This is a genomic window from Gemmatimonadaceae bacterium (genome assembly GCA_035633115.1).
In the GTDB taxonomy this organism is placed as follows: Bacteria; Gemmatimonadota; Gemmatimonadetes; order Gemmatimonadales; family Gemmatimonadaceae; genus UBA4720.
Genome location: DASQFN010000102.1, coordinates 13,981 through 28,981 on the forward strand (window position 1 = coordinate 13,981; position 15,001 = coordinate 28,981).

Below are 15,001 nucleotides of genomic sequence, written 5' to 3' on the forward strand. Positions count from 1 at the left end.
CGCTCGAGTCGGAACTGTTGGTGATTCTTAGCAAAGAGCCAAAGGAGACAGCATGGCTCGGCCCGTCCCAGAAACAGACATCTATGCTCGGATTGGAGATGTAGCCGCCGGCAGTCAGGTGGCAGTCGGTCATCACATCGTGCAAATCGGCGATGTGAAAGGCGGCATAGTCTACGTCCAGAAGGAAGACCCGCGTCCTCCGCGTCCACGGCCGCAGCCCGTTTCTCTACGCCCGCGAGCATTCCCCGGCTTGCTCGACCGCGCTGACGAAACGGCCGAGAGCGTCCTCGCCCTTGAGTCGAACGAGTCGCTCGAATGCACCGGCGAGTCAGGCGCCGGCAAAACCAGCTTCCTTCGCCACCTCGCTCATCAGCCGCAGCTCGCCGGCTTCTCGGCGGGCGTGATCTACTCTCAGGTCAATCAGCAGTCCAACGCGGATCTTCTGAAGTCGCTCTTCGACGCTTTCTTCGAATACGACTCGCCAATCAAACCGACCGACACTGAGATCCGCCATTATCTGCAAGACTTCAAGGCGCTGATTCTGCTCGATGATGTAGACAGCACTGCCGAGCAGATTCAGCAGCTGATGAATATTGCGCCCAACTGTACCTTCATCACCGCTACGTCACAGCGAAGTCTCTTCGGTGAAGCGCGCGAAGTAGCGTTGAAGGGACTGCCAACCGCCGACGCGATAAGCCTGTTCGAGCGAGAGTTGGGCCGGACGTTATCCACCGAAGAACGGAATGCCGCCGAGCATATCTGTGAACTGGTGGGTTGTAATCCGCAAAGAATCTTGCGAGCGGCCAACCAGGCGCGCGACGAAAAACGTTCACTGGTCGACATCGTCCCGCCTGATCCATCTGTCCCTCTCGATCAGGTGCTCGCGGCGGCGGAAATTGAATCGCGGTCAGAGGATGAAAAGAAAGTCCTTTCCGCTCTCGCCGTTTTCTATGGAGCTCCCGTCGCAGCGCAACATATCGGCGCAGTTGCAGAGGTTTCAGGCGTTGAACGGATACTCGACGATCTCGAGCGACAGGGGCTCGTTCAGTCTCACGACAAGCGCTACGCATTGTCGAGCGATCTGAAAAACGCGCCGCTGGGAAATCTGACTTCGCAGCGAATGCGTGCACTTTCACATTTCAGTGAGTGGGTCGACAAAGAGCGGGGCAATCCTGAAGCAATCGCGAATTCCGCGCAGCCCATCCTTCTCATCCTGAAGTGGGGTGCCTCGGCCAAGTTCTACACCGAGGTCACACGCCTCGGTCATGGAACCGACGAGGCGCTGACTCTGAGTGGAAAGTGGGACATGTGGGGGGCCTCGTTGGAGTCGATCCTCGAGTCCGCTCGTGCCGAGAAGAATCGCGCGGAAGAAGCTTGGGCGCTTCATCAGCTTGGCACCCGCGCTCTCTGCCTCGGAGCTACTTCGGAAGCCAAGAGCGCGCTCACCAGCGCGCTTGCTCTGCGCGAAGCGCTGAACGACCAACGGGGAGCAGCGGCGACACGGCACAATCTGAACATTCTTCTAGGCCCGGCACCGCCACCGGATTCCGATGGCCCGGGCCGCGAGCCAGGACCGGGTGGGATTTCGCCTCTGATCAAATTCGGCCTGCCCTCGCTCGCAGGGGCCGGGCTGCTGGCTGTTCTTCTGTTCGGGCCTTTCCGCAGTAGGAATGACGGCTCGATCGGCGTCGTCGATATTCCTGCGCCGCCACCACCGACTGCGCCGCAAATCACGAGCTTCGCCGCACAGCCGAATTCATTGACCGATGAGGGAAGCGTCACGCTTTGCTATAACGTCCTCAACGGCGACGCATTGGAAATAGATAACGACGTTGGCCAGGTCAGACCTCCGAGCGCGGGCTGCATTGCCACCACGGTGAAAGAGACAACGACTTTTACGTTGACCGCCACGGGCAGTGATGGGCGAGTTGTGACGCAACAGGCGAGAGTCGACGTCGCGCATCCCGATATTGGCCTGGAGTTCACAGCGGAGCCTCAGACCGTTACTCGGCCAGACTCAGCGTTGCTCTGTTATCAGGCGAGCCGGGCGAGCTCGCTGACCATAGATCACGATGTCGGCCGAGTCCAAATGCCGTCGCCCGGACAGAGAGTCTGCATCGCCGTCCGGCCGAGTGAAACGACAACCTACACCTTGTCTGCAATCGGATCGTTCAACCGTACGGCGAGTCGTGAGCTTACCGTTTCGGTCGACGCGCCGCCCCCCGAGCCGCCAAAAGAATCGATTAGAATCCAATACTTCAGGCCGACGCGTCAGATTATCGTCGTCGGTGACACAGCCATACTCTGCTATAGCACTGTCGGCGAAGGGACGGCGACAATCTCTCCACAGCCTGGCAACGTCCGGCCTTCGCTGAGGGCGTGTGTGAAGGTGATTCCGAAAGTCACGACAGATTATGAGCTTAGCGTGACTGGACGACTGCCGGAGCCGAGCAGGAAAGTGAGAGTCATCGTTAACATCCCAGTGGAGTGATCCGTTGAAATCGAGGAGAAATCAATGACTGACGAAGCGAAGTCGGGAGATCGCATCCGAGCCACGGTTGGGAACGTCGGCGCGCGAAGTCAGGTGGCAGTTGGCAAGGATATCAGCCAGGAACAGACTCACGTTGCGGCGGCGGCGCTGACGCCTGCCGAAATGGCTCAGCTACACTCTATGTTCGACGAGCTGCGAATGAAGGTCGAGCAGGAAGCGCCGCCGGAGGAGAAGGAGAAAGCGCTCGAGCGCGTGGAAGAACTGAAGGAGGCTGTCACTGCCAAAGAGCCCGACTTAACCACTATTGAATACGTAAAGAACTGGTTTGTGAAACGTCTCCCAACCCTGGCAGGCTCAGTAGTTGGGCTCATCGTGCACCCACTCGTGGGTAAACTCGTGGAAGTAGGAGGCGAAGCTCTTGCTTCGAGTTTTCGTGAGCGCCTCGGAGTCGAGAAGGCCTGAGAGAGCTTCGGACTCACGCGCTCCCGTACAATGTCACGAAACATCGTAATCTGCTGCGACGGGACCGATAATCAGTTCGGTCCCTCCAACACGAGTGTCGTTCGCCTCGCACAGGTAGCTGTTCAGGACCCCGAGCGACAACTCGTTTACTACGATCCCGGAGTGGGAACGCTACCGGCGACATCTGCGCGGTCGAGAGTCGCGAAAGTGCTCTCGCAATGGAAAGCGCAGGCGTTCGGGGCAGATATCGACGACAAGGTGTGCATCGCTTACGGGCACCTCATGGAATTCTGGAAGCCCGAAGATCGTGTGTTCATCTTCGGATTCAGCCGCGGTGCATACACAGCTCGTGTTCTCGCCGGCCTGCTGTACTCGCTCGGACTTCTGCCGCCAGGGAACCAGCACCTGCTTCCGTACGCCATGCGGATTTTCAAGTCCCTCAAGACGAACACCAAGGGATATTGGGAGCTGTGCAACAATTTCCGATGGTCGTTCGCTCGACCGGTACCCGGCGACGATCAACGGCATTTCCCAGTTCAGTTCGTCGGCCTGTTCGACACCGTTTCTTCGGTAGGATGGATCTGGAATCCCACGAAATACCAGTACACGTTCCGCAATCCTACCATAAAAACAGTTCGTCACGCGGTCTCGCTCGATGAGCGCAGGGCTTTCTTCCGTCAGAATCTTTTCGGAAACGTAGACGGCCAGGATCTCATGGAGATGTGGTTTGCGGGTGTCCACTCCGACGTCGGTGGTGGATACCCTGAAGCCGGCGGTGGCCTGTGGCGGGTAACCTTCAACTGGATGGTTGCCGAAGCTCAGCTGAGTGGATTTCTCGTCGACTCCGATCGGCTCGGGGCGGTGTTGACTCGATCAATACCGCCGGCGAATCCGTGGGCCGAGCCACAGCATAATTCGCTCACAGGCGGCTGGTGGATTGGCGAGATAATTCCCAAGCAGGTGTACGATGCGCTCACCAAGACATATCGCTGGAAGGCCAACTTCGGCAAACACCGTTCGGTTTGACGCTCCTGCGGATCATCGCAGGGCTAGATCTCGGATACAGTGGCGCGGTTTCTGTCGCAGATAAGCCAGTTATTGGGCCAAGCCGAAGAGTGGGAATCGTCTTTCAAGACGCCCGACTCTTGCCATGGCTAAGAGTAGAATCCAACGTCGCGCTGGCGGCTCCCAAGAGCCTTTCGAAGGCAGAGCGCATTGATCTAGTTCGCTCGTCGCTACAATCCGCTGGATTGGAAAGCGGCCGACATTCCGCTTGGCCGCTCGAACTGTCTGGTGGCGAAGCTCGCCGGGCTGCGTTTGCACGCGCAATTGTGACCTCACCTGAGGTCTTGTTGCTCGATGAACCGTTTAGCGCCTTGGATGCATTGTCTCGAGATCAGCTCTATTCGGCGATAGTCGCTTTGGTGGATCCTACGCCGCCCCTCATAGTCACGCCGCCCGCATCCCGGCCGTCGGTCGTTCTTGTCACGCACGACACGGTCGAAGCAGCTCGAATCGCCGATCGAGTGCTTATTTTGGCGCGCGATACTCCGACGACTCTCGTAGCTCAACTCGCCACGGAAATCCCTCGGCCTCGCACGAGCCACGATCCGAGAGTCCAGCAATTCGCGAAGAGTATTGTCGAAGCTATCGTTCGCGATGAACGCTCCGACTAGGTGTCTCCGCGTGAGCTAAGATCACCTAGCCGTCGCGGGATGGTCCACGAATCCGCGCACCGGCGCCACCAGATCCGGCTACGTCCGTCCGTCGCCCGTAGGTCCTCGGCTCGAGAAGAAGCTCACTCAATATATGTGCGGCTAGTATCGGTGTGTCGACCCAACAATGACCACGCTATCCGCATCGCGCGGATCAGTTACGCTGAACGGCGCGTACCCCTCGTATGATCCTTCCCGTGTTGTGAAGTTCTGATAGCCGAGGTTGCCAGGCCGCTACGATGCCGACTGCGAGAAAAGACTCCACTACGTATCGACTCGTTGCCTCTTTGTGCTTCCAGTAGAGATCGATTTGCGATGCGTTCCCCGCCTCCTTGCTGATCAAATAGAGCTTCTTGAGTATCTCGCCAGACTTAAAAGATGGATCCAGCAGATCCACATGGAAGACGAGATCATGATCGATCGGCTGCTCGAACCGAATCCGGTGAGCCTGCCATGCTGCTCCATTCGTGAGGATCACCCATTCGACGCCCTCGCGCGATCCGTACTCAATTGCCTGGCGCAGATGATTGTCCTTGAGGTCAGTACCGACAGACTTGACTTCGATCAAGTACTGCAGCCGCCCTCGCACCTTGACGGCGAGATCGCAAAACGTGCTTCGAATGGCGACCTCGGTTGTGATGTCTTCGTATTTGTCGTAACCGAGGATATCCGAGAGCATGTCTTTTACAATTACGGATGTGTCGGACTCGTTCACGTCTCGCTTTCGAGCAGACTCGAGTATCCTCTGATACTTGCGTAGGCCCGCTTTGGCCCGCGCTGCGAAGCGACTCGAAATCAAAGTCATTTGCCTCTCGCGATTGCGTTCTCAGTAACATGTGTGCTCGCGACAACCCCAGCAACTGCGCGGCGCAACAGGCTTCATCCCCGTGCTGTGATACCTCCAGCAGATGGGGCTTTTGAGTCAAATCGACTCTGCAGGGCAGCGACTGCTAGCCGATCAACTCGGGGTGACGCTCAGCCAACCAAGCTCGGACCCTGTGCCGAAGTGTCGTTGCTATTTCGTAGACCTCTCTGACCTCGCCCTCTGTGGCCGAGCCGGCGCGTTCGTAGTTACTCACGTTCCGCTTCCGGCGGACGGCGTCAAGAACGTCAATGACGTCGCGATCGGCGCCGACGGTATACCTCAGGGATTGAATCGCCCTTTCGTGCGCTCGCAGCCGATCCGGCCGAAAGCCTTCGGCGGCAAGGGCAAGCGTGGCCAGTTGCAGAGCGGCATTGTATGCCATTGCGAGGCGCCAATCCGAGCTTACACCGGCGACCTTCGCATCAATCAAGTCGCGATCGACGACAGACAGCAGGTCGGCGATCTCTTCCGCACTTGTTTCATGCTCGACGAGCCATCGGTTCGCCAGCCAGCTTTGCAAGGTCATTCTCTGTCCCCAATAGCATGATCTTGGGTCGTTCCATAACACGGCGAACAAAATGTTCGCGGTGCGAATACTTCGATTTCAGCTCTTCCGGCGTATAGATCGTGGGATTTATTTCGCGGCCGAGGTGGCGTTGGAGGCGTCGCAATCGGGGCAACAGCTCGGCCAATGTGGCTCGACCAACTACTACGAGATCGATATCGCTTCCAGGCCTTTGACTGCCAGAAGCCACAGATCCGTAGATAAATGCCAGATCTACCAGCTCCTTTCTGTGAAGCCCTCTAAGCGCTCTACGTATGACGTCGGCAATCCCGGCAGTCTTCACCAATAAGTTGCGCAAGTCATTAAATACAGGCGCGCCAGGGTTCGCAGAGAAATAGACTTGCTGGCCCTGCGGGACCCGAAGTACAAGCCCGGCATTTACAAGCCGGGCAAGCTCGCGCTGAACAGCTCCCAATCCTGCCCCCGTTTCGCGGACGACTTGGCGCAAGTAAAACGACTTATCCGGCTGGCCGAACAGGAGACCAAGCACCCGGCGTTTTGTCCCACCGAAAAGGGCCTCCGCAACGGCATCAGATGTGTTCATCATATGGAGGACGGGCTGTATCCATTCTGATTACGCACGTACTCAATATGGTTACGGCCTCAGCTCCGGCGCCAGTCAAACCAAAGAACCCGGCGTGGTGCATACGCGCCGCTAACGTCTCGATCCCCTGATGACCTTGCTGCGGTGAGCCGTATCCTTGACTCGATTAGGGTAACCAATCAATCTTGCAGGCAAGTGCCTCCATCCTTTCCAAGTCTCGTTTCCGCAAAACACGAGACCCTCTTCCTCACGGGTGCGTCAGCCGCAGAGCCTTCCTAGGTAGGTTCGACGCAGGGTAATGACAGAGGGGGAGATGTTTATCGTTGTTCGTTTTCCGCGGCCATGGCCGGTCCATGAGGACGTGCAATTCTTTTCAGTTCCTTGTGAAGCCCAAACGTTGTCTATCGCCGCCACAAAGGACGGACGACTTCGGTTGCTTGTTCAACAAGGGGCTGAGGTAGTTGCAACCTTCCAAAGTCAGCCGATTCGCATCATCGGAGGCGGGTACGTACTTCTGAATCCCTCATGGCGCGGGAATGAGATCACTCTGCGCATCAACGGGCGAGAGATCAGTGCATCTACTAATGCAGGAGAGGTGCCTCTGGTTATTTCGACCAATGACCACCCAGTAGGCGTGACCCCGTCATTTGAGGATCCGGAACGCGCAAGTGCTTGCGCTGAATGGATGACCTGGCGAAAGAGGCGATTTGGAACTCCGAAGGTTGCACCGAAGCACAAGCGTCGTCTGAAAACACTTTCGGAGCAACTCGCAGAGCTTTCCCGTGCGACGCGGTCACTAGCAGACTTGGCGGCCATTGTTCAGCAAGGACGCCCTCACCTAATTGGACATTTGGCAACGGAACTCCGAGCTCTGGTCTATTGGAACGGGAAAAACTACAGCCCGCTACTCCTGCGACTGGCGGGTCAATTGGATATTCCGCTGCCACTTTACGCACTCGTTGACCAATCGGTTCCTCCAACGTTTGGCGATTCGAAGCTTCACGTCAAGACTAGTGAGGCCGCTAATATTATCCGGACATTGCCCTCGCAGCGGCTTTGCGATCTCCAGGACTGGTTGGAAGGAATCATGTTAACCGCCAGTTATGCGTCAGACGTGTACGCGATGACGCCAGGTCAGCGAGGAGACTTATCAAGGAAGGATTTGATCAGCAAAGTTGCAACGACGATGGGATCGGCTCATTACGATGAAGATTTGCCGATCGACCTCGAATTGCTGTTCCGAATTCAGGGGGGACCAAACAGCAACGAAATCGCCTGCTTTCTGATTTACGCTGCCAACATCGTCACGGCCATGAGCAGTCATGTTCTTAGCATGGCGGCAACGCGGATACTCCGAGAATCATTGACGAGTAAGGCCTAGCGCGAGCCGGAGCCGCTTCGCGGAGAACGAAGTTCGAAGATCCGTGCCGTCGGTACTCGAAGTGGTTTTCTTCAGGAGCTTGCAGCACGCCCGCCATCGAGCGTTCGACGAGCACTGGATTTCCAGCGGTTGGATGAGCCACAGCCGACGATTTCAAACGCCCTAGAGTTTCGGGCCTACATTGGCTCAGAAGTTGGGCGCAGGCACAATCGCGCAAATGAATCGGCTGGAACGTCGAGGTGGAAGGGAGAAACGTGGAAACGAAAGGGACTGGTGATCCAAGGCGATTGAATCCTGTAACAAAACCGGCCGTTCCCGATGCAAAACCGGCATATCGAGACTTCGCTCAACTCGTATATTCGCACCGAGGCCGCGAAAGCCTCAGCTTGGTCGGTTTATGCTACCGGACGTGGTCGCTGAGACAAGGTCAGACAACTAGTCCCTTGATTCCTTGGTAGAGGAGGATTGCGAATGCTTCGGCTAGCCTTCCGTACCTGCCCCATCCTTGCACTCTTTCAGCTGATCGGCGCGTTGGGCGCGGAGGCCCAACTAGTCACATTCCCGGCCGACGCGCCTTTGCGGATCAAGCAGTCTGACGGTCGTTTCATATACGGTTGCGGCACTTTGAAAGTGGACCAAGCGAAAAAAGATTCTGTAATCGAGTTCAGGTTTCGAAAACTCGGACGAGGAGAACCGAGGGACTCAATGGGGTGCGAATTGACTTCGACACCGATCAAGCTTGATTCCTCCCTCGCTTTGGAATTGCGGCAACTGAAGGGTGCAGCGGGAATAGGGGCACTAAAAGGGACCGCTATTGGTGCGACTCTCGCGGGCGCCAGCTACTGGTCTCTAGGGAACGCCCGACCAAAGTGTGAGAAGTGTTTCATTAACACTACTGCCGACTGGGTAGCAGTAGGCGGACTCCTTGGAGCAGCTGTAGGAGCCGCGATTGGAGCGGCGTATCCGAAAACCGAATGGGTGCGGCTGCGAGGTCCCGCTCTGGCCGCATCGCGTCACCGCGGGTTCGGACATTGGCTGCTTGGTAAGGTTCAAGTCGAGGGCACAGCCGGTGCCGGATTTGCGGGCGTTCGAGTAGGTGAGGTCCTCGTTTCGGACTCCACTTCAGCCGGTTACGTCCCACTCAAGAATTATCGATACGATTGGCGGCCTGCAGTTTCGACAGGTATCGTCGGCTATGTTTACAGCGACCAGCCAGCGAATCTTGGTGCAGGTCTGGGTTTTCAAATTGTTTCGCTGCCTACAACCAGCGGCAAGACCTTTCCCTTTCCAGCGATCACGTTTCACCTAGGGACGCCCCAGACTGAGTTTTTTGTCGGCGTGGTCCTTACGTCTACGGATAGCGTTGGAATTCCACGAGATTCTACCGGCAAAACAATACGCCAGGGGTTCCCTGCCAATACTCAGCAGTTTCTCTTTCCAAATACGCGGAAATCCCGCCACTTGTACGTCGGAATTCAGATCAAAGGAACAAGGAAGGGGGCAGCGGAGCTTGGAGTTCCAGATAATGCGCAAGTCGAAATTGATGTGAGAGACACGCTGCTCGTTGCAGGTAACACGCTTCGCCTTTGGGCACACCTCACCGACTCACTTGGAAACGTTGTAGGCACCGGCCCTCCAAAATTCGAAATCGTGTCAGGTGACGCGGCTCGTCTGGTTGACGGAAAATTGTTGATAGCAGGGGATTCCGCTGGGTCAGTTGTCGTCAAAGCTTCAATTGGCGGCAAGGAGAAGTACTTCACCATTCGTGTCACCAGACCAGCTGCCGCTCCGAGTCCTGTGATTGGTGCGGAGTCCGAAGGCGAGAGGCCGCGCAAAGCCAATTCGAATAGCTCATCCGCCGACGCGGCCGAGAGGATGCTTAGGCGTTTCCACGGCGACAGACTCAAGGAGGTATGATGCCTCACAAGATTCGCGAATTATGCGTTGCGGTCTCTGTCGCTCAAATGGTTATGTGGGTAGGCGTCGGTGCGCAGCAACCACCAATTCTCACGCCAGCCGTGACGTTTCCGAGCCCAGGTCAGAACAATATCTGGTTCAGACAAGGCACTGCCGACACGGTTCTGGTAATGACGCACGGAATCAACTCGAACAGTCGCGATGCCTGGCAACTCAACGGCGTTCCCGATGCGTATTGGCCCTTGATCATCGCCAAAGATTCTCAATTCGCGAATGTTGGCATTTTCCTGGCTGGCTACCCCACCTCGACGAGGGACACAACATCACTTGTCGCCGCGGCGGCAGGCATGTTCACCGCTCTCTCGTCGGTGGCGGATAGCGGAGGCAGATCGGTTGTAGACAGAGGCACAATAATATTTGTTGCCCACAGCTTGGGCGGGATCGTCACCCGAACTGTCCTTCGGGACAACATCGCGGCGTTCGCCTACAAGAACATCGGCCTGATTCTCTACTCATCACCGCATCTCGGATCGCGACTCGCTGACCTCGCCGTCAAGTTAGGCTACGCGAGGGGGAAGCTATACAAGGTCCTTAATCGCGACAACGAGATTCTCCTTTTCCTTGATAAGGAAACTCGGTTGGAGCTCAAAGACGTGCGCTGGTCAATTGCCGGCGCGAGCGCCTGCGAGAGCGATGATACCCGGCTATTCCTTGTCAGCATGCGAGTTGTCGACCGGGACAAGTGCAGCAACTATTTTGGCAAACCTACCGTTATCCCGCATACGGATCATTTTGCTGTCGTCAAGCCTCGGGACGAAGGCGCCGCACCTCACAAGATTCTCAAACAGGTGGTACAGGATTCGATCACGCCAATCGTTAATCGAAACGGCCGCATCATGCTGACCGCAAGGGTAACGATTAGTGCGGAGGCCGACACAATGGTCGAATCGCCGGAAGTGATCGCCGACACAGCGTTCATAACGACATGCCAGACATCATCCGCATTCCGAATTTCGCCACGCATCCATCGTGGCATGCCGACTATCCGCTGGGATTCCACCTCCTACCGGTCGGTGCTCAGCCTCACAACGGACAGAGGAATTATCACCATCTCAAAGCCCGAGGAGATTGGCGACTCGGCAATAACCATAGAAGGAGTGATCAACGTTCCCCTCCCGGACACTACGTCGACATGCGCCGCTCGATCCATGCTCGTGATAAACGGTCGACTTTTCGCGAGAGGCTGGCACAGGATTGCGCTGCCAGTGGTTCAACAGTCGGATCTGGTTCTGGGGCGACGATCTGCTTGCGTAACAAGCCCCTCACCGTCAAATCGGCTCCCCGCCAAATTCCGCAATCCGCAATGGCACTATACTGTCGACCTGAGCGGCTTCACGGGAAAAGCGAATATCCAGGCAACATTGTCGGATCAACATTCATCTGCATCACAGCTTGTAAGCTCCTTCTCCGGTACGGGAATGGGGGCGGTGGAGATCAACGCCGGTCTCATATGGCCACCGCCTACCGGCATTCCCGTTCGTTGTGGCTGAATGTGATCCCTTCCCCACGCGTGACGACAGCCTGAGTCGCTAGCAGCGGGGTGCCCGCCTGGATCAGTTCGAAGATGACTTCTTCTGCCGCACGACCGCCTGTCGGAGATGCTCGAGCGCACCAGGAGTATTAACCCACTCGGTCTTCCAGCCTTTCGAGTATCCGGCGGCTTCATCATCAGTGCCTTTCTACCAAAGTGTCCGGCGTGTCATTGGGTAGAGCCTTTCGTCCCAGCAAATAGGCGGGAAGAAAAGCATTGGCCGCAATCGCCGCGTCGAGCGCATTTGAAACGTCATCACCGCGAGCCTTCCGCTGGATCAGCCAGAGCGCCTTGTCGTACATCCATTCGGTTGAGTGGTCATCCGGGAACGACGCGAGAAGCTTCTCTATTGCGGCGTGAGCTTGAGCTTCGCGTAGCATCAGAAACAGCAGATACCGACACCCTAGCCCATCCGACGAATCGAGGCGGAGCAAATCCTCAAAATGCTCGCGCGCCTCGTCTGGACGATCAAGCGTCCAAAGACATATCGCCAGCTCACGTCGGGCTCGCATGTAAGGTCGCGTCTCCAAAATGCCCTAGGACTTTCCGGTATTCTCCTCGAACATCTTCTCGCCGACCGCGCGCCGGCCGGCGCGCACCCCTTCCTCGTCGTAGGCGCGCGCTTCGGCCGCGCTCATCGCTTTTTCATCGCCGAGCAATGTGAACGCGTCCGCGCAATCAGCTGAGATCTCGAGAGCTTCCTCGGCCATTTCGATCAGTTCCTCAGGGTCGTCCGCTTCCCATGCGTCGACCATGAGATCCTGCTTCCTCGAGTGGCGTGGTCGGCGCGGCCGCCTCCTCCGCCCTGCCTTCATCGAGAAGGGTATCGATATACGCGTCCGCTTCGCGCGGCCCGAAATTCTTTCCCTTCAACGCCCTCTTCAGTCCGACCATCATCCGTGCGGCGACCGTTGCGCTCACGGTGATTTCATCCTCATCCGTGGAAGGAGTCTCCTCGCTGCGTGCGCGATTCGGTCGCTTGAACCGCATTCCATGACTATGAAGTCACTTGGAAGCGTTCGCGTTATTGCGACAGGCATCGAATAGTTTCATCTTGCTACTATAATCTACACCGAGAGAGCCAACCAACGTCGTTGTGCGAGTCCAGTCCGCGCCGCTCAGCATCAAAAGCAGAGCGTCAGTGACCCCGGGGGCAGCAGAAACCCTCATCGGCTGGATCGATGATACAAGAACGACACTCCCCGTTGCAAAACCGGCATTTTCTGCCAGCGCATAACGTTGCATCGTTGAAACCGTGTCGCCTCTTGGCGCGACCGAAAGCACGCGGGGTGAAACTCCCGTATCAGTGCCCCTCGGCCGGTCGGGTCAAGCGAGAGGTTTTTCTGCGAGGTGGAGAGTGTCGAGCAGTAATATCGAGACCAAGGTGGTAGAGCTCGTCAGAAGCCACTGGGCAGGAGCAAACGTTCGCAACGTTCGGATTAACAACAGCTTCGACCAATTCATTCGAGGCTCGCTTTATGTCGTCGCAATTCATGACGCAAATGACCGGGAGCGAGAGAATTACGTCTATGTCGTCGGAAGGCACCTCCGGTTATTCACTGATCTGACCGAGCTCGCAATGGGAATCGGGGAGGACGCAACCCAGGACACCACGCACGCATCGTAGATACTGGCGGGACAGCGCACGTATGGTGCGGTGTTCATAGATCCGGCCAAAGAGGGGTGATCGATGGCAGGAGAGCCGTGGGATCCAGTCGAGCGCGATCGGCGCTATGCGAGCGCGAAAAGAGACGGTCTCACTCGGCTGCTCACCGAAGGGGACTCGTGGTTCGATTACCCGCCCCATCCGAACATTGTCGATTGGCTCGAAGCAGAAGGCCAGTGGGCCATTAAGCGTCTCGAGAAGAGCGGCGACACAGTCGAGAACGTGGCCAGCAGTACGAATCTCGCTGTGCTCAGCCGCATCGTCTTACCCTGCTCATTCATGTCAGCGGTATCGGCCCCGGCTCAGCTCGCCGTCGTCGGACAAACGAACGGACCACGAGTGACTGTTGTTGACGTGTCCAGCATCGCGCTCACTTCGTTTCCCTTCCGGCTGTCGTCTTCAGCGCATCGTTTACGTTCACCGGTGTGCAGCGTGTTGGCACAAACCTCGTCTCCGAAATCGCCGAGCATTACAAACACAAGTGCTCGCAGCTGCAGTTGACGAACATCCAGGGCTGGAGTCCGGGCTTCGCTCCCCAAGTAACGAGCCTTAACGTAGCAGGAGGTAGTGCTGCTTGAAATGATTTCCGCGGAACTGAGGTCGCCCTATCTCGCCTTCTATTTACGAGACGCGCCTCGCCGAACCGTACCGCCGAGAGCCGATGCAAAATCGACACTTCACCGCTATAAAACCGGCATTGTGGCGGTTGCACCACGTCGTATAGTGAGACTGCTGCCTCACGTTGAGTCCAACATGGCCCACCGATCCACCATCATCATAAACGGTAGCGGTATCTCGCGAACACCACCCCATCGAAGCGCGAAGCCCATGACCTGTACGACGAAAATACGAATTGCCAGACCGACGAAATCATCCGCGCCGGCAATGACTGGCGGAACAACAACCTAGCCGAGGCGCGCGCGGGCGCTTTGACAACTGGTACTACCCCTTGAGCGGGTCAAGGCTCTAGTAGGGCGGCGGCGCTGGGATGGGCGACGGAGACGCTATGGATACGCAAGCGCGAAAGCAGTCGGGCGAGAAGATGACGTACGACGCCTCTGGACGCCCACCACACGTGTTCGTCATGAGCGACGTTCGCATCGTGCGCTTCGGACTTTGTGAGCTGTTGCGCGCCGCTAGAATGGACTGGAACGTCACGATGGGCGCATCAGCTGGCGACGCGGTCGCCTCGCACACCTCGACGTTAGGCAACGGAAACACGGGATCGGCGTCGACACGCTTCGACGTGGTGGTCCTCGACATGTCGATGAAGGACGCGCTCGACTGCGCGCGCGAGCTCAGCGCCAATCGCGAGTGTTGCGTCGTGGCGTTCGCGGCCGTGGATTCCGACGACGCACTGCTCGCGTACGTCGAGGCGGGCATCGTCGGATTCGTGTCCCGCGAAGGATCGGTGGCTGACCTGATCGCGACGGTCGAATCGGCGCTCTCGGGCGAAGCATGGCTCTCGCCGCGGCTGACCGGCACTCTGATGCGCCGGCTCGCAGAGCTTCGATCGACGCATGAGCCGGCGGCGCCGAGTCTGGGGTTGACGCAGCGCGAACGCGAGATCCTTCGGCTCATCGACGAAGGCCTCTCGAACAAGCAGATCGCGGCGCGTCTCGTGATCGAGCTGGCGACCGTGAAGATTCACGTGCACCACATACTTGAGAAGACACATGCGCACCGGCGCGGTGAGGCCGCCGCGTTTCTGCGTCGCAGCCGTCGCTCGATCTGAATCGAAAGGTCTAGATCGCACTGTTGGCGGGGGCTGGTGAGGTGTAGGTCCACCCGTAGATCCAAGATC

The 15,001-nt window shown here is 57.4% G+C and carries 15 protein-coding genes; 9 read left to right on the forward strand and 6 right to left on the reverse strand.

The features are described 5' to 3' along the window. Positions 1-52 precede the first annotated feature (52 nt). Genes VES88_12060 through VES88_12070 form a run of 3 tightly spaced genes read left to right on the forward strand, consistent with a single transcriptional unit; the run spans position 53 to position 3,979 of the window. Complete coding sequence (locus tag VES88_12060; GenBank protein ID HYN82230.1) at positions 53-2,491, forward strand: AAA family ATPase; 2,439 nt, start codon at positions 53-55, stop codon at positions 2,489-2,491. Between the two features lie 24 nt (positions 2,492-2,515). Further along, entirely contained in the window at positions 2,516-2,953 is a 438-nt protein-coding gene (locus VES88_12065; protein ID HYN82231.1) for a hypothetical protein, read from the forward strand. 30 nt (positions 2,954-2,983) lie between these two features. Then, positions 2,984-3,979, forward strand: a complete 996-nt coding sequence (locus VES88_12070) for a DUF2235 domain-containing protein (GenBank protein HYN82232.1) — start codon at positions 2,984-2,986, stop codon at positions 3,977-3,979. 843 nt (positions 3,980-4,822) lie between these two features. Here the strand turns inward: VES88_12070 and VES88_12075 are convergent. The 3 genes from VES88_12075 to VES88_12085 form a co-directional block, all read right to left on the reverse strand. Next, positions 4,823-5,383 carry a hypothetical protein gene (locus VES88_12075; GenBank protein HYN82233.1) on the reverse strand — a complete coding sequence of 187 codons (561 nt, stop codon included), beginning with the start codon at positions 5,381-5,383 and terminating at the stop codon, positions 4,823-4,825. Positions 5,384-5,618: 235 nt separating this feature from the next. Continuing rightward, complete coding sequence (locus VES88_12080; GenBank protein HYN82234.1) at positions 5,619-6,059, reverse strand: hypothetical protein; 441 nt, start codon at positions 6,057-6,059, stop codon at positions 5,619-5,621. Continuing rightward, entirely contained in the window at positions 6,013-6,642 is a 630-nt protein-coding gene (locus VES88_12085; GenBank protein HYN82235.1) for a nucleotidyltransferase domain-containing protein, read from the reverse strand. Before VES88_12085 ends, VES88_12080 begins: the two co-directional genes overlap by 47 nt. A gap of 298 nt (positions 6,643-6,940) precedes the next feature. Between VES88_12085 and VES88_12090 the strand changes: the two genes are divergently transcribed. From VES88_12090 to VES88_12100, 3 genes are all read left to right on the forward strand, one after another. Continuing rightward, positions 6,941-8,023 (forward strand): hypothetical protein, encoded by a 1,083-nt coding sequence (locus tag VES88_12090; GenBank protein ID HYN82236.1) that lies wholly within the window; start codon positions 6,941-6,943, stop codon positions 8,021-8,023. A gap of 531 nt (positions 8,024-8,554) precedes the next feature. Further along, on the forward strand, positions 8,555-9,940 hold the full coding sequence (locus VES88_12095) for a hypothetical protein (protein ID HYN82237.1): 1,386 nt from the start codon (positions 8,555-8,557) through the stop codon (positions 9,938-9,940). 101 nt (positions 9,941-10,041) lie between these two features. Beyond that, positions 10,042-11,490 carry a hypothetical protein gene (locus tag VES88_12100; protein ID HYN82238.1) on the forward strand — a complete coding sequence of 483 codons (1,449 nt, stop codon included), beginning with the start codon at positions 10,042-10,044 and terminating at the stop codon, positions 11,488-11,490. A gap of 178 nt (positions 11,491-11,668) precedes the next feature. Here VES88_12100 and VES88_12105 read toward each other — a convergent pair whose 3' ends face one another. The 3 genes from VES88_12105 to VES88_12115 are packed head-to-tail and all read right to left on the reverse strand — an operon-like array spanning position 11,669 to position 12,521. Further along, positions 11,669-12,043, reverse strand: a complete 375-nt coding sequence (locus VES88_12105; protein ID HYN82239.1) for a hypothetical protein — start codon at positions 12,041-12,043, stop codon at positions 11,669-11,671. A gap of 24 nt (positions 12,044-12,067) precedes the next feature. After that, complete coding sequence (locus VES88_12110) at positions 12,068-12,286, reverse strand: hypothetical protein (protein HYN82240.1); 219 nt, start codon at positions 12,284-12,286, stop codon at positions 12,068-12,070. Beyond that, the gene (locus tag VES88_12115; protein HYN82241.1) at positions 12,255-12,521 is read right to left on the reverse strand and encodes a hypothetical protein; all 267 of its coding nucleotides are present in this window, start codon (positions 12,519-12,521) and stop codon (positions 12,255-12,257) included. Before VES88_12115 ends, VES88_12110 begins: the two co-directional genes overlap by 32 nt. 367 nt (positions 12,522-12,888) lie before the next feature. Between VES88_12115 and VES88_12120 the strand changes: the two genes are divergently transcribed. From VES88_12120 to VES88_12130, 3 genes are all read left to right on the forward strand, one after another. After that, positions 12,889-13,158 (forward strand): hypothetical protein, encoded by a 270-nt coding sequence (locus VES88_12120; protein ID HYN82242.1) that lies wholly within the window; start codon positions 12,889-12,891, stop codon positions 13,156-13,158. Positions 13,159-13,221: 63 nt separating this feature from the next. Next, positions 13,222-13,698 carry a hypothetical protein gene (locus tag VES88_12125; protein ID HYN82243.1) on the forward strand — a complete coding sequence of 159 codons (477 nt, stop codon included), beginning with the start codon at positions 13,222-13,224 and terminating at the stop codon, positions 13,696-13,698. Positions 13,699-14,203: 505 nt separating this feature from the next. Further along, positions 14,204-14,932: a response regulator transcription factor gene (locus VES88_12130; GenBank protein ID HYN82244.1), complete on the forward strand. Its 729-nt coding sequence runs from the start codon at positions 14,204-14,206 to the stop codon at positions 14,930-14,932. Positions 14,933-15,001 lie beyond the last annotated feature (69 nt).

What these genes read in the sequence shown, in the direction of transcription:
- VES88_12110 (HYN82240.1), bottom strand. Translation starts at nt 12,286, where the DNA reads ATGGTCGACGCATGGGAAGCGGACGACCCTGAGGAACTGATCGAAATG.
- VES88_12105 (HYN82239.1), bottom strand. Translation starts at nt 12,043, where the DNA reads ATGCGAGCCCGACGTGAGCTGGCGATATGTCTTTGGACGCTTGATCGT.
- VES88_12080 (HYN82234.1), bottom strand. Translation starts at nt 6,059, where the DNA reads ATGACCTTGCAAAGCTGGCTGGCGAACCGATGGCTCGTCGAGCATGAA.
- VES88_12130 (HYN82244.1), top strand. Translation starts at nt 14,204, where the DNA reads ATGGATACGCAAGCGCGAAAGCAGTCGGGCGAGAAGATGACGTACGAC.
- VES88_12115 (HYN82241.1), bottom strand. Translation starts at nt 12,521, where the DNA reads ATGCGGTTCAAGCGACCGAATCGCGCACGCAGCGAGGAGACTCCTTCC.
- VES88_12090 (HYN82236.1), top strand. Translation starts at nt 6,941, where the DNA reads ATGACAGAGGGGGAGATGTTTATCGTTGTTCGTTTTCCGCGGCCATGG.
- VES88_12060 (HYN82230.1), top strand. Translation starts at nt 53, where the DNA reads ATGGCTCGGCCCGTCCCAGAAACAGACATCTATGCTCGGATTGGAGAT.
- VES88_12085 (HYN82235.1), bottom strand. Translation starts at nt 6,642, where the DNA reads ATGAACACATCTGATGCCGTTGCGGAGGCCCTTTTCGGTGGGACAAAA.
- VES88_12070 (HYN82232.1), top strand. Translation starts at nt 2,984, where the DNA reads ATGTCACGAAACATCGTAATCTGCTGCGACGGGACCGATAATCAGTTC.
- VES88_12125 (HYN82243.1), top strand. Translation starts at nt 13,222, where the DNA reads ATGGCAGGAGAGCCGTGGGATCCAGTCGAGCGCGATCGGCGCTATGCG.
- VES88_12065 (HYN82231.1), top strand. Translation starts at nt 2,516, where the DNA reads ATGACTGACGAAGCGAAGTCGGGAGATCGCATCCGAGCCACGGTTGGG.